Raw genomic sequence first — 12970 nt, 5'->3', positions numbered from 1 at the left:
GCTAGTGTTACAGTCCTGGTGTCACATCAGTCAAGGAGAGATGATGGCCGAGCCCGACGCCGAGTACACCGTGGACGAGCTGGCCGCGCGGGCCGGGGTCACGGTGCGCACCGTGCGCTTCTACGCGGGCCGTTCCCTCCTGCCCCCGCCCAGGCTGCGGGGACGCGTCGGCCTGTACGGCCCCGTGCACCTGGCCCGGCTGGAGCTGATCCGCGAGCTCCAGGCCCTCGGTTTCACCCTCGCCGCGGTCGAGCGGCACCTCCAGCGCATCCCCGACGACGCCTCCGCCGAGGACTTGGCGTTGCAGCGCGCGCTGCTCACCCCGTGGGTGGCCGAGACGCGCGAGGAGGTCGAGCTGCACGAGCTGAGCCGCCGCGCGGGCCGCCAGCTCGACGAGGGCACGATCGAACAGCTGGTCTCGCTCGGCGTCCTCGAGCGCACCGACGACGGCACCCGGTTCACCTTGCTCAACCCGACGCTGCTCGCCAACGGACTGGAGATCATCGACCTCGGGATGCCGCCGGAGATGCTGCACGCGGCGAAGAAGGTCGTCGAGCGGCACGTGGTGGCGATGGCCGCCGAACTCCAGGAACTGTTCGCGGACAACGTTTTGCGCCCCTACGTGGAGCAGGGCCGCCCCGCGGGGGAACGCGAACGCGTCCGCCAGATCACCGACAAGCTCAAGCCGGTGACGATCCAGGCGTTGGTCAGCGGCTTCGAACGCGCCGTCAACCACACCCTGCGCCGCAAGGTCTCCGGCTCCTGAGCTAACCGGCGTACCGCGCTCCGGCTCGCCTGCTGTACCAAGCCGTCCACATCAGCGTGGCCGTGATGACGACCGCGGGCATCACCGACGACAGGCCGACCGCGACGTCCAGCGGCAGCAGGTAGGCCACCGGAATGCGCAGCGCCGCCTCACCGACGAGCGCCAACGCCCACACCAGCGTGATCACCGTGAAGATCCGGCGGAATCGCGGCTCCTCGGCGTAGAGGACGTCCCACCGCCGCATCAACTCCGCCTCACCGGCGCGGATCCGCTTGACCGCGGTGAAGACCGCGGGCACGCCGAACACGCAGGTGCCGAGCAGGAACAACCCGAGCGCAGCGGTGGTCCCGGACTGGAGCACCAGCACCATGCGCTCCTCGCCGGTGACGAAGGACAGCCCGAGGCCGACGCCGAACATCAGCAGCATGACCGCGGAGATGGCGTCCGCGGTCCTGCGCCGCCAAGCCACGTAGCCGAGCCGCACCCCCGCGGCGAGCGTGGCGGCGAGCAACGCGAAGTACTCGGCGAGCCCGAGCGCCCGCGCGCCGTAGTAGGCGGCGAGCGGCATGCCGACGTCGAGCAGCAGCACCGGAACGATCGATTTCTTCGCGGCGTTCGACACCTTCGCCTCCCCTGTTTTCCGCTCGCCCCAAGCACATGACAGCGAACCACACCTCCTCCCCGCTCCGGCCCGACATCAGATTCCCTGTGAGGAGGGGTAAACATGGCTCACTCAGAGGTGTGCAATCGACGCGGCCGGGACTGCGGCGGCCGGAGCGCGGTGCGAGGGTCGCAGGATGGACCGCCGCACGCCGTCGCTGTTCCTCCTGGCCGCGCTCCTCGTCGTGCCGGGCACCGCGAACGCGGCCGAGGACACGAAACCCGTCGCCTACCGCGGCTACGAGATCGATGTGCCCGCCTCCTGGGAGGTGATCGATCTGGATCGCGCCCCGGGCACGTGCGTCCGCTTCGACAAGCACGCGGTCTACCTCGGGCACCCCAGGCCGAACCCGGAGTGCCCGGCGCGGCAGACCGACCGCACCGAGGCGCTCGTGCTGGAGCCGGTGGAGAACGCCAAGCCCACCACGGACGTCGTCACGCGGCTGCCCTCCTACGTCGCCAAGCCGACCCAACTGCCGAACGAGCCCGAGTTCGCGATGGTCGTCAGCGCGGCGGGCGTCCTGGTCACCGTGAGCCGCGGCGAGGACAAGGCGCAGATCGCCCGGGTGCTGGAGTCCGGCCGCATCACTCCGGACGACTCTCCCCCGAACCCCTGACCACGAGCGTCGCGGGCAGGACCACCTCCCGGCGCGGAGTGTCGTCCCCGTCGAGCCGGGCGAACAGCAGCCGGGCCGCGGTCGTGCCGATCTCCACCGGGTCCTGCGCGAGCACGGTCAGCGGCGGCGAGAGCCGGTCGGCGAGCACGATGTCGTCGAAGCCCACCACCGCCGTGCCCTCACCGCACTCCGCCACCGCCCGCACCGCGCCGATGGTGATCAAGTCGTTGGCCGCGAACAACGCGGTCGGCGGGCGCGCCGACCCCAGCAGCTCCCGCGCGGCCCGTTCCGCCGATGCCGCGTCCCGCAGTCCCTGCTGCACCAGCTCCGGGTCGAACGCCTCCCCCAGCGCGTCGCGGTAGCCCTGAAGTCGTTGCTGCGCGGTCCAGATCGAGGCCAGGTCGCCGAGGTACCCGATCCGGGTGTGGCCGTGCTCCAGCAGGTGCCGCACTCCGCGCTCCGCCGCCGAACGGCCGTCGACGAGCACCGAGTCCACCGGCAACCCGTTCGCCGGCCGGTCCACGAAGACGACCGTGACGCTCGTCAGCGCGTCCCGCCACATCTCGGTGTCGGTCGGCACCGCGATCAGCCCGTCCACCCGGCGCGCGGTGAACGCCTGGACCAGCTCCCGCTCCCGTTGCAGGTCTTCCTTGGCGCTGCCGAAGAGGACCGTGAACCCGTGCTCGCGGGCCTCCTCCTCCACCGCGCCCGCGAGCGCCGCGTAGAAGGGGTTGGCGATGTCGTCCACCAGCAACGCGATCACCATGGACCCGTGGTGCCTGCGGCGCAGCGTGCTGGCGGCGTGGTTGAGCTGGTAGCCGAGGCGGGTGATCGCCTCCCGCACGCGTTCGGCGGTGCTCGGCCGGACCCCGACCGCCCCGTTGATCACGCGGGACACCGTCATCACCCCGACCCCCGCGGCGTCGGCGACGTCCCGCATGGTCGGCCGGGAGGGTTTGCTTCGTGCCACGCTGGCTCCCGGATCATGCACAGTCATGAATCGTCAGCCGGACGCTACCAAGCCCGCGGATCAGCGCCGCGCGGGGAACTGCTCACCGGTCGGCGGCAGGAACCGTCTGCGGTACAGGGCCTCGTAGCGGGCGGAGACCACCGGGCCCGCGGTGACCTCGGTCCGCTGCACTCCCGGGTCGATCGAGGCCAGCCCCGCGGCGGGCGCTGCCAGCAGCGCGGCGCCGACCAAGGTCGGGTCCCCGTTGACCGTGGTGGTCGGCCACGGGTTGACCGCGGCCTTGATCTGCGTCCAGCCCGGCAGCCGCTCCCCGCCGAGCACCGTGACCCGCGCCGGCAGCACGTTGGTGATGGCGGCGATCTCCTCCGACACCCAGCGCGCGTGGAACGCGGTGCCTTCCAGCACGGCGGCGGCCAGGTCGGCGAGGCTGTGCCGCTCGGTCACCCCGCGCAGCGCGAGCCTGCGGTGCGGGCGCGGCTGCGGGGCCGCGCAACCGTGCAGGTACGGCTCCACGACAACCCCGGTCGGCCGCTCCGTGCTCTCGGCGACCAGGTCGAGGAAGCGCTTCACCGCGTCCTTCCCACCGTCAGCCTCGGCCAGCATGCGGTGCACGAACCACTCCGCCAGCCCACTGCTGCTGGGCAGTTCGCCGATCATGCACCAGCGCGAGCCGTCCACGTAGCGCCCCGCGCTGGTCCCGGTGGCCACCAGCGCGGACGGATCGGCGAGCCGGTCGGCGACGGCGATCACCGCCTCGGTCGAGCCCGCGGAGTCGGCGAGCTGACCCGGCGCCCGCACCCCCGCCGCGTACGCGCCGACGAGGTGGTCGTGCCCGGCGATGACAACGGGTGTGCCCGCGAACAGGCCGGTGCCGACCGCCGCGGACTCGGTGACCTGCCCGGTGACCTCACCTCGCGCCAGCACCGGGGGAAGCTGCGTGCGGCGCAGCCCGGCCAGTGCCAGCAGGTCCGCGTCGAACTCGCCGTTGCGCACGTCGAAGGCCATGGTGCGCTGGGCGAGGGTGACGTTGGTGCTCAGCTCCCCGGTCAGCGCGAGCGCGACGAGGTCGGCGACGCTGACCCAGCACCGCGTCTTGCGCAGCACACCGGCCGCGTGCTCCCGCAGCCACAACCACTTCGGCAGCGGGTGCCGCGCGTGCACCGGCAGCCCCGTCGTCGCCGCAAGCGACACCGCGCCCAGCTCGCGGTCCAGCCACGCCGTCTGCGCGGCGGCCCGCCCGTCGGCCCAGGAAAGCATGGGGTGCAAGGGTTTCAGGTCCGCGTCGAGCGCGACCCCGGTCTCGGCCATGCTCGCGACGCCGATGGCCTCCGGGGCGGTGCCCGCCACGCTGACGCACTCCGCGAGGCAGTCCAGCACCACCTGGACGATCCGTTCGGCGTCGTAGTGCTGGCCGCCCTGCCCGCGCGGGGTGGGCCGGACCAGCCGGACGACCGGGACGCCGTCCACGCCGAAGAAACCGACCTTGATGTTGCCGCTGCCGACGTCCACCCCGGCGAGCAGGCGACGCGGCGCCGCGCCGCCCGCCGAGGTGCTCATCCGGCGAACGCGCTGACAAGCCTGCGCAGGGCGTCGTCGTCACCGACGGAGCCCGGCACCACCACGAACGGCCGGTTCTCCAGCAGCCACAGGGGAACACCCGGCATCAGCTGCCCGGCGACGGTGGCGGTGCGCGCCTTGAAACCGTCGGTGGCCACCCGGGAGGAGGTGATCCCGCCCTTGACGATCACGCTGTCCACGGTCGGCGCCACCACCGAGACGATCTCGGTGAGCGAGTCCAGCAGCACCGCGGGCGTGTCCGGCCCGTCGTGCGCGGAGCGCTCGGTGCTCAGCACCGCGACCCCGTGCTCGGCCAGCTCCGCACGGATGCGCGAGGTCAGCTCGCCGACCATGTCCGGACAGCCGCCGATCGCCGCCGCGGTGGACATCTCGATCCGCCGGTTCGCCAGCTCGCCCAGCGCGTCGACCTGCCGGGTGCTGGTCTCGCTGACCGACCCGCAGATCACCAGCAGCCTGCCCCGCCCGCCGAGCCTGGCCTCGTCGATCGTCCGGGCGCGCAAGCCCGCGCGCACGGTCGCGAAGGAGACCCCGCACCGGACGACGACGGACTTGCCGGAGCGCTCGGCGGCGATCAGGCCCTCGGAGATCGTCTCCAGGTCGGAGTACTCGGTGGCGTCCGGTACGACCACCTCGTGCGGCCCGGCGTCGAAGAGCGCGTCCCGCACCACGGTGGGGCCGCCCTCGCGCAGCGCGTCGAGGCTGACGGTGCGGGCCTTCCAGCGCCCCTGGGTGACCTCGTCCACCCAGTCGGCGATGGCGTGGCTGCGGTAGCCGAAGACCCGGTCACGGGCGAACTCGGTCTCGGCGGCGGGGACCGCCTTCCCGTCGATGCTGATGTGGTGCACGCCGTCCCTGGTGAACCTGCCGCGCTCCAGGAAGGCCGGGACGAACAGCCCGGAGGTGTTCTGCGCGACGGCCTCCATCTCCGGGAAGACGTGGCCGCGCAGCGCGGAGTCCCCGCGCAACAGGAAGGCCAGCTCCTGGCCCGCGGCCTCGGCGGCCGTCCTCGCCTGCTCCGCGATCCCCGACACCATCGCGGCAGCGGTGGAGCGGGGCAGGCCCCGGGTGTTGGACAACGCGAAGACGGCCTTGCGGGGGCCGCGCAGGAACGTGTCGAAGGCCGCGGTGTCCGGGCGCAGGACGACGTCGATGTCGGAAGCCGTGTGGGTTCCGGTCGGGTCGTCGTCGATGATGACGACCCTGCGGTGGTCGTCGGCGGCGGCGAACACCTCATGGGTGGCAGCAGTCAAGACCGGTCCAGCCAATGAGCGGTGAGCGGTGTGATGCAGGGCACTGCCGAACCTCTCGCATTCGGGCCTGGGCTGTCAACAATCTGACGACCCTTCGGGAATATCGAGTGCATCGGCACCGGGCACCGGTCGCTTGACAGAGTTGCCAGTCACGCGAGGGACCGGGCCTGGACCGGTGGCGCCGGAGAAGGTCACCACCGGTCCAGGTCCCACCGGCGCCACTCCGGCCGGTCGCCCGGCCGGTGCAGGGTCGTGTGCCGGATCGCCCCGACTGGCAGGTCTGGGCCGACCCCCGAAGCCGGCCCAGGCAATGCCTCCCGCGCGCTAGCTCGCGGACCGGCGGGCGCCGGTCATCACGGGCTCGGCGTCCAGGACGCGCAGGCCCCCGCCGAAGCCCTCGGGCCCCGGCACGAGCAGTCCGTTGGACAGGGCGTTGGCCACGGCCGCCGCCCGGTCGCTGACGTGCAGCTTGGAGAAGACCCGCTGCAGGTGCGTCTTCACGGTGGTCTCGGCGACGAAGAGCCTGCGGCCGATCTCGGCGTTGGTCAGCCCCTCGGCGACCAGGCGGAGCACGTCCAGCTCGCGACCGGAGAGCACCGAACGGCTCTCCTGCCTGCGCAGCCGCGGCATCCGGCCGGGCACGGGCAGCAGCTGCGACGGCATGGCCGCGACGCCGCTGCGGGCCTGGCGGACCGCGGAGACCAGCTCCTCCGGCGCGGCGGTCTTGAGCACGAAGCCCATCGCGCCCGCCTCCAGCGCCGCACCGGCCCGCGCCTGGTTGTCGGAGAAGACCACCACGACGACGGGCAGGCGGGTGCGCAGCACGGCCTTGATCACCTCGATGCCATCGACCTCGCCGAGGTCGATGTCGACGAGGACCACGTCCGGGCGCGCCGCGCACACCTGGTCGACGACGCGGGCACCGCCGCCGACGGCGCCGACGAAGGCGAAGTCGGGGTGCCTGCCGAAACAGGCTCGCAACCCTTCGGCCACGACCGGGTGACGGTCGACGGCGAGCACGCGCAGCCTGGTGTCCTGCGGTTCCTCGCGCGAGCAGGTGCACGAAAGTTCACGTGGCCGCAGGTCAGGCGGCGGAGTGTGCAGCGACATGACAGACCTTTCCACTGGCCCCCGGGACAGAGCTGACAACCCTGAATCACGCTTTGCCGTGAGTGTTGACAACTTCTGACAACCGGATCCTACTTAAGTAGGCCCGCGGCAGTCAACACGTGTGTCATCGAAGTGGGCAGCGTCTTCCGTCCCGGCAACGCGCCGTTTACCTGCAAGTAGGTACGGCCGGAGTAGCCCGGACGCGTGTCCTTCGCCCAGAGTACGCCGGGGCGGCGCTTGTCAAACTGTTGACAACCCGTCCCAGCCAGCGCAGTCACGTTGACGTGCCCGGCTCGCCCTCTTACCCTTCTGCCGGTGAACACAGTGGGTGAGCACCACTGTGAAAGGGCAGCACCACGGCGCGATGGACCAACCTTCGTAGCCACTCAGTCAGGGTCAACCATGACAGTGCGTGACAAGCGAGCGGGCGGCTCGCGGGACGGCGAGCCGGACTCCCCAGGGGCAGGGGAGCGCCGGCTACGCGCGTGCGCGCTGATCGCGCAGGGTCTGCACGGACAACGAGGCCACCTCTTTGAGCAGCGCGGGCCGCACCTCGTCCGGATCGGCGGAGTCCAGGTGCTGCAGCAGCTCGTCCAGCGCGCTGAGCCGCCGCTCCTCCCTGCCGAGCTGGGCGCTGACGCGCACGACGGTCATCAGTGCCCGCATCTGGTCGGCCGTGTCCAGCGGCCCGGCCAAAGCGCGCTCCGCGTGATCGAGAGCGCTTTCGAGGTCACCACCGCGAACCGCGACCGCCGAGCGCATCAGCGCGACCTGCGAGTCGACCTGGCTGTTGGCCGCCCGGCGCAGCTCGGTGACCTCCTGGAGCAGCGTCTCCGGGGAGACCGGCAGCGGCAGGTCGAAGTTCAGCACCATGAAGACAGCGGTGATCCGGACGCGGCACCACAGGTCGTTGCCGATGGCCTCCGCCGGGTGCGCGAGCGCGGCCTGGATCTGCTCCGACGCCTGGTCGAGGAAGCCCGCGCGGGTCAGCGCGCCCGCGTAGGTCCAGTGCATGGTGACCGCGGCCTCGGTGAAGGTGGAGCGGTCGCGCCAGTCCGGGGTGTCCGGCGGCCCGGCGTTGACCAGGTCGATGCCACGGGCGCAGACCTGAAGGGCCTCGTCGATCCTGCGGGCCTCCGCGAGGGAGGACGCCAGTGCGACGGAGGCGCGCAGGCGCAGCGGCCACGCCTGGCCGGGCGAGAAGTCGGCGTTCGCCAGGCCCTCCGCCTCCAGCAACGCCTTCTGCGCCAGCTCGGCGGCCTCGCGGAAACGACCGAGGTTGCGCAGCGCCGCGGCGTTGTGGGTCTCCGTGACGACCTTGGCGGCCGCGGGCAGACCCCGGTACATCGGTTCGAGTGCCTCGAGCCGGTCCGCGACGTCCTGGGTACGGCCCAGCTTGCTCGCGCACGCGGCCGCGGCGTACTCGCAGAACCACCGGTCCCGCGGGTCGCGGACGTTCTCCCGCAGTGCGTCCAGCACCTCCAGCGCGGCGTCCGGCCTGCCCTCCAGGAGCAGGTCCATCACCCGGGCGACGCCCACCATGAACTCACCACCGCTGACCCGGGTGCCGTTGTCGAGCCCGGCGAAGGACTCGGTCGGCACTCCCAGTCGCGCGGCGAGCTGTTCCACCACCTTGGGAGTCGGGGTACGTTGCCCGGACTCCAGACGGGACAGGTAGCTGCTCGACAGCCCTTCACCGGCGAGGTCGCGCTGGGTCAGACCTCGCGAGACACGAAGAGCACGCAGTCGGTCACCGAACGTCGCAGGCAGCTCGCGCTCGGCGCTGACTCGATCGGCAGATGTCATGACAGGTAGCTACTCAAGGAGGCAGGCATGCTTGTTGCCTTTCTGATGACACTGTACGCGGGAATTCTTTCACCGCTAGACAGTGGCGTTCAATCCACCGATATCACTTCGACACTCGCCGCCGGTACACAGCAGGTCCAGGCTGATCCGGGACGTAAGCCTTGTGACGTCGCGTGGCCGCTCTGCCAGCCTCCGAACCCGAAGTCCGCAGTGGCCGAGCTGACCTCGGCCGCGCCGGACAGCTGCGGAAACGTGGCCTGGCCGGACGCATGCCCACCGCCACGGGGCAACAGCGTCGTGCTGCGGGCCATGGACCCGGGTGGCATCGGTCACCCCGGCGGGGTCGAGTGGCCGGGCTCGGCCGGTGCCACCCTCGCCAGCAGCAGGCCGCCGCTCACCGGCCCCGGAGTCGAGTGGCCGATGCCCTGACTGCCGGGAACGAATAGCGCCGACATGACATGAGGGACGGGGTGCCAGCGAGGGCAGCACCCCGTCCCTTGTCATGTGCGAGGACTGGAAAGCGGCGCGATCAGTGCGCCTGCTCCAGCTGCTTCTCCTCCTCCGGAGGCGTCACGACGGTCGCGGCCTTCTTGGCCTTGCTCTTGCGGACCAGCACGAACACGATGCCGGCGAGGACGACACCACCGAGCAGGAAGTAGCTGGCGGTGCTGAGCTTGGACTCGATCTGCTTGGCGGCCTCACCGGCCATCGCGGCGATGGTGACGTGCAGCGCGGCCCACGGCGCGGCGCCGCAGATCGAGGCGATCAGCAGCTTCGGGTAGGCCAGGCCCGCGGTGCCGGCGGCGGCCGGGGTCAGCGAGCGGACCACGGGCAGCCACCTGGCGAAGAACACCGCCCACGCGCCGCGGCGCCGGATCAGCGCGGTGGCCTTGTCCCAGTTCTCCTGGCCCATCCTCTTGATCAGCCGGGTCTCCCTGAGCTTGCCGCCGAAGCGCCTGCCGACCAGGTAGCCGACCGAGTCGCCGCAGACGGCGGCGAGCGTGACGACGGCCCACATCACGATGCCGGTGCCGAGCGCCTTGACGGTGCTCGCGGCGACGAGCAGGCCCACCTCGCCGGGCACGACCAGGCCGAGGCCGATGGTCGTCTCGCCGAAGGTGAAGGCAGCGGCGGCGGCGAGCACCAGCGGCTGCGGGAGCCCGGCGATGGACTCCAGGCTGTCACTGATCAGTCCCACGGGTGTGTTCCCCCCAGGTGCGGTGTTGCGGGATTCGGGTGCACGGGCCGTGATGAGCGTCCCCCAGCGGCCCCGGCGGCCTACCCTATCCGGGCGATCATGACCGCGAATCGGCATTGGGGGGTAATGTCCGTTCCGTCCGAAGATCGACGATCGGGGGGACCGGGACGGGGCAGGATCAGCCCTACCGCTCGCGATCTACTCCCCTGACCGGCTGAATTCAAGTTCCCGGACGTGGGAACTTGCTCCCTGTAGATCGTTTTCGATACTGATGATAGGGACGCAGGTCACACTCAACGACCTCGCGGACAACTGACTCCCGACGCGGGTAGGGCCTGGAGGAGCCGTCATGGCAACGACCCGGTACCGCGCCGAAGCCGAGCCAGTGCTCGACGCCTTCAGCGCCGACTGTGCCGATACGACGACCGACGCACGCCTGTGGCCACCGGAGTCCGGCCGGACGCCCCGCTCGTTAGCCGCGTGCCCGTCGCGGGCCGCTCTCACCCTGGTCGGGTAATCCCCCACACGCACCGCCCGGTCCGCGGACCGGGTACCCCGCGGGCGGGACCCGCCGCACGAACTGCGGCGAGGCCCGCCGGCTTTCGTCACCCCAGCTCCGGGCAGCCCGCCTGGGGCGCCGTCCTGGAGGCACGACAACCATGATCAACACCCGCCGCGCGCGCACCTCGGCAGGGGAGCACGCCAGCACCGGACCGCCCGGCGCCGCCGAGCCCGCCGCCGAGCCCGCCGGGGGAACCGAGCGGCGGTCGGCGCTGGCCACCGTGCTCCGGCACGACCTGCCCGCCTCGCTGGTGGTCGTGCTGATCGCGATCCCGCTGTCGCTGGGCATCGCCGCCGCCTCCGGTGCCCCGATGATCTCCGGCCTGACCGCGGCGGTGGTCGGCGGCATCGTCGCGGGCTCGCTCAGCGGGGTGCCGTTCCTGGTCAGCGGCCCCGCCGTGGGCCTGACCGTGATCCTGGCCGGGGTGATCAGCGAGTACGGCTGGGCCGCGACCGCGTTCATCACCATCGCCGCCGGTGCCGTGCAGCTGGTCCTGGGCGTGACCAGGATGGGCCGGGCCGCGCTGTCGCTGTCCCCCGCCGTGGTGCACGGCATGCTCGCGGGCATGGGCGCGGTCATCGCGCTGAGCCAGATCCACGTGGTGTTCGGCGGCCAGCCGCAGAGCTCGGCCCTGGCCAACCTGCGCGACCTGCCGGGCCAGATCGTCGGCCACCACGACGCCGCGTTCGGCATCGGCATCGTCACCTTCGCGGTGCTGCTGGTCTGGCCGAGGATTTCCAGGGTGTCGCTGGTCCCCGCGCCCCTGGTCGCGGTCGCGGTCGCCACCGCGGTGTCCATCGGCTTCGGGCTCACCGTGCCCAGGGTCTCCCTGCCGGACAACCCGCTCTCCGGCATGGGCCTGCCCGCGCTGCCGGTCGGTGACCTCGGCGGCATCCTCGTCGCGATCGTCACGGTCGCCGCCGTCGCCAGCGTCGAGACACTGCTGTCGGCGGTCGCGGTGGACAAGCTGCATTCCGGGCCGCGCGCCAACTTGGACAAGGAGCTCGCGGCGCAGGGTGCGGCCAACATGGCGTCCGGTGCGCTCGGCGGCCTGCCGATCGCCGGGGTGATCGTGCGCAGCTCGACCAACATCGCCGCCGGCGCGCGGACCCGCGCCTCCTCGGTCCTGCACGGCGTGTGGATCGCGCTGTTCGTGCTGTTCCTGGGCAGCACTCTGGAGCTGATCCCGATGGCCGCGCTGGCCTCGGTGCTGGTGCTCACCGGCATCCGCCTGGTCAGCCTCGCGCACATGCGGGAGCTGTGGCGGCACCGCGAGTTCCCGGTGTACGTGGTCACCTTCGCGGGCGTGGTGTTCCTGGACCTGGTCAAGGGCGTGCTGCTGGGCATCGCGGTAGCGCTGCTGCTGGCGCTGTGGCGGCTGACCAGGGCGACCGTGGAGGTCGTCGAGGAGTCGGCGGAGGAATGGCGAGTCGTCGTCCGGGGGTCGCTGATCTTCCTGGGCGTCGCGAACCTGATCAACGAGCTGCGCCGCGTCCCGGAGGGCAAGCACGTCGTGCTGGAGCTGCACGTGGACTTCATGGACCACGCGGGCTACGAGGCGATCGACGACTGGCGCTCCGGCTACGAGCGGGCCCTCGGGACGGTGCGCATCGACGAGGTGCACGACACCTGGTACCAGCGGGCCCGGCTGGGCAAGCCGGAGCAGCGCAAGAGCCTGCCCGGCCAGCTGCCGAGGTGGTTCGCCCCGTGGTCGTACTGGCAGAACATGCACTCCGACGGCGGCGAACCGGACGCGGGCACGATCATCCCGGAGCCCCGGCCCGGGGCCGACCCGATGATGCTCGGCATGCACGAGTTCCAGCGCAGCGCGGCGCCGTTGGTGCGACCGTTCCTGTCGGAGCTGGCCGAGCGGGGGCAGAAGCCCAGCCAGTTCTTCATCAGCTGCGCCGATTCGCGCGTCGTGCCGAACATGATCACCAGCAGTGGCCCCGGTGACCTGTTCACCACCCGCAACGTCGGGAACCTGGTGCCGCGCAACGACGTCGCGAGCATCGGATCGTCCGTCGGCGCGTCGATCGAGTTCGCCGTCGAGGCGCTGGAGGTGCCCAACATCGTGGTCTGCGGGCACTCGCACTGCGGTGCCATGAAGGCCTCGTTGCACGGCGGGGTCCGCGAGGGCACGCACCTGGCGTCCTGGCTGCGGCACGCGGAGCCGAGCCTGGCCCGCTACCGCGCCTGCGAGGGCGAACTCCACGACCCCGACATGGACCCCGTGGACCGGCTGAGCGTGCTCAACGTGGTGCAGCAGCTGGAGAACCTGATGACCTACCCCTCGGTGCGCGAGGCGGTGGACGAGGGACGCCTGACCCTGGTCGGGCTGTACTTCGACATCTCAGACGCTCGGGTGCACGTGGTCGACCCGGAAACCGGCCGACTGTCCCCTGTGGACCCCGCGACCGTCCTCTGACCGCAGTGAGCGCAACGGCCCCCTT

The 12970-nt window shown here is 71.6% G+C and carries 12 protein-coding genes; 5 read left to right on the top strand and 7 right to left on the bottom strand.

Going from position 1 to position 12970, the window contains the following annotated elements; translation table 11 throughout:
- Positions 1 to 43 precede the first annotated feature (43 nt).
- Positions 44 to 766 (top strand): MerR family transcriptional regulator, encoded by a 723-nt coding sequence (locus BLT28_RS37140; protein WP_231950546.1) that lies wholly within the window; start codon positions 44 to 46, stop codon positions 764 to 766.
- A gap of 1 nt (position 767) precedes the next feature.
- Here the strand turns inward: BLT28_RS37140 and BLT28_RS37135 are convergent, their stop codons facing one another.
- Positions 768 to 1388, bottom strand: a complete 621-nt coding sequence (locus BLT28_RS37135) for a VC0807 family protein (protein ID WP_030428498.1) — start codon at positions 1386 to 1388, stop codon at positions 768 to 770.
- 175 nt (positions 1389 to 1563) lie between these two features.
- On the opposite strand from BLT28_RS37135, the gene BLT28_RS37130 reads away from it, so the two are divergent.
- The gene (locus BLT28_RS37130) at positions 1564 to 2043 is read left to right on the top strand and encodes a hypothetical protein (protein ID WP_030428499.1); all 480 of its coding nucleotides are present in this window, start codon (positions 1564 to 1566) and stop codon (positions 2041 to 2043) included.
- Here BLT28_RS37130 and BLT28_RS37125 read toward each other — a convergent pair.
- The 5 genes from BLT28_RS37125 to BLT28_RS37105 all read right to left on the bottom strand — a co-directional run bounded on the left by BLT28_RS37125 (position 2012) and on the right by BLT28_RS37105 (position 8757).
- Positions 2012 to 3013 (bottom strand): LacI family DNA-binding transcriptional regulator, encoded by a 1002-nt coding sequence (locus BLT28_RS37125; RefSeq protein ID WP_197683928.1) that lies wholly within the window; start codon positions 3011 to 3013, stop codon positions 2012 to 2014. The two genes, BLT28_RS37130 and BLT28_RS37125, sit on opposite strands and share 32 nt — an antisense overlap.
- Positions 3014 to 3073: 60 nt before the next feature.
- Complete coding sequence (locus BLT28_RS37120) at positions 3074 to 4570, bottom strand: FGGY-family carbohydrate kinase (protein ID WP_052407090.1); 1497 nt, start codon at positions 4568 to 4570, stop codon at positions 3074 to 3076.
- A complete protein-coding gene (locus BLT28_RS37115) occupies positions 4567 to 5841 on the bottom strand; it encodes a four-carbon acid sugar kinase family protein (RefSeq protein ID WP_156050706.1) in 1275 nt (424 codons plus the stop codon). The genes BLT28_RS37120 and BLT28_RS37115 overlap by 4 nt, the downstream gene beginning before the upstream one ends.
- A gap of 324 nt (positions 5842 to 6165) precedes the next feature.
- A complete protein-coding gene (locus tag BLT28_RS37110) occupies positions 6166 to 6951 on the bottom strand; it encodes a response regulator transcription factor (protein ID WP_052407091.1) in 786 nt (261 codons plus the stop codon).
- Positions 6952 to 7428: 477 nt separating this feature from the next.
- Entirely contained in the window at positions 7429 to 8757 is a 1329-nt protein-coding gene (locus BLT28_RS37105) for a helix-turn-helix domain-containing protein (RefSeq protein ID WP_081900159.1), read from the bottom strand.
- A gap of 210 nt (positions 8758 to 8967) precedes the next feature.
- Between BLT28_RS37105 and BLT28_RS37100 the strand changes: the two genes are divergently transcribed.
- Positions 8968 to 9186: a hypothetical protein gene (locus BLT28_RS37100; RefSeq protein ID WP_030428505.1), complete on the top strand. Its 219-nt coding sequence runs from the start codon at positions 8968 to 8970 to the stop codon at positions 9184 to 9186.
- Positions 9187 to 9286: 100 nt separating this feature from the next.
- On the opposite strand, the gene BLT28_RS37095 is transcribed toward BLT28_RS37100, so the two are convergent.
- Positions 9287 to 9955, bottom strand: coding sequence for a DedA family protein (locus BLT28_RS37095; protein WP_030428506.1), 669 nt, complete (start codon positions 9953 to 9955; stop codon positions 9287 to 9289).
- A 349-nt stretch (positions 9956 to 10304) separates the two neighbouring features.
- Between BLT28_RS37095 and BLT28_RS40670 the strand changes: the two genes are divergently transcribed.
- Both BLT28_RS40670 and BLT28_RS37090 read left to right on the top strand, forming a co-directional pair.
- Positions 10305 to 10472, top strand: coding sequence for a hypothetical protein (locus BLT28_RS40670; protein ID WP_156050708.1), 168 nt, complete (start codon positions 10305 to 10307; stop codon positions 10470 to 10472).
- A 142-nt stretch (positions 10473 to 10614) separates the two neighbouring features.
- Positions 10615 to 12945 carry a SulP family inorganic anion transporter gene (locus BLT28_RS37090; protein WP_030428507.1) on the top strand — a complete coding sequence of 777 codons (2331 nt, stop codon included), beginning with the start codon at positions 10615 to 10617 and terminating at the stop codon, positions 12943 to 12945.
- The last annotated feature ends 25 nt before the right edge of the window (positions 12946 to 12970 follow it).

It is taken from the genome of Allokutzneria albata (genome assembly GCF_900103775.1).
GTDB lineage: Bacteria > Actinomycetota > Actinomycetes > Mycobacteriales > Pseudonocardiaceae > Allokutzneria > Allokutzneria albata.
Note: the sequence above shows the minus strand (reverse complement) of the source record. Positions and strands in the feature narration are given on the sequence as shown.

Excerpts from the sequence above, each read along its gene's own strand:
- BLT28_RS37105 (WP_081900159.1), bottom strand. The coding sequence starts at position 8,757 with ATGACATCTGCCGATCGAGTCAGCGCCGAGCGCGAGCTGCCTGCGACG.
- BLT28_RS37090 (WP_030428507.1), top strand. The coding sequence starts at position 10,615 with ATGATCAACACCCGCCGCGCGCGCACCTCGGCAGGGGAGCACGCCAGC.
- BLT28_RS37140 (WP_231950546.1), top strand. The coding sequence starts at position 44 with ATGGCCGAGCCCGACGCCGAGTACACCGTGGACGAGCTGGCCGCGCGG.
- BLT28_RS37130 (WP_030428499.1), top strand. The coding sequence starts at position 1,564 with ATGGACCGCCGCACGCCGTCGCTGTTCCTCCTGGCCGCGCTCCTCGTC.
- BLT28_RS37110 (WP_052407091.1), bottom strand. The coding sequence starts at position 6,951 with ATGTCGCTGCACACTCCGCCGCCTGACCTGCGGCCACGTGAACTTTCG.
- BLT28_RS37120 (WP_052407090.1), bottom strand. The coding sequence starts at position 4,570 with ATGAGCACCTCGGCGGGCGGCGCGGCGCCGCGTCGCCTGCTCGCCGGG.
- BLT28_RS40670 (WP_156050708.1), top strand. The coding sequence starts at position 10,305 with ATGGCAACGACCCGGTACCGCGCCGAAGCCGAGCCAGTGCTCGACGCC.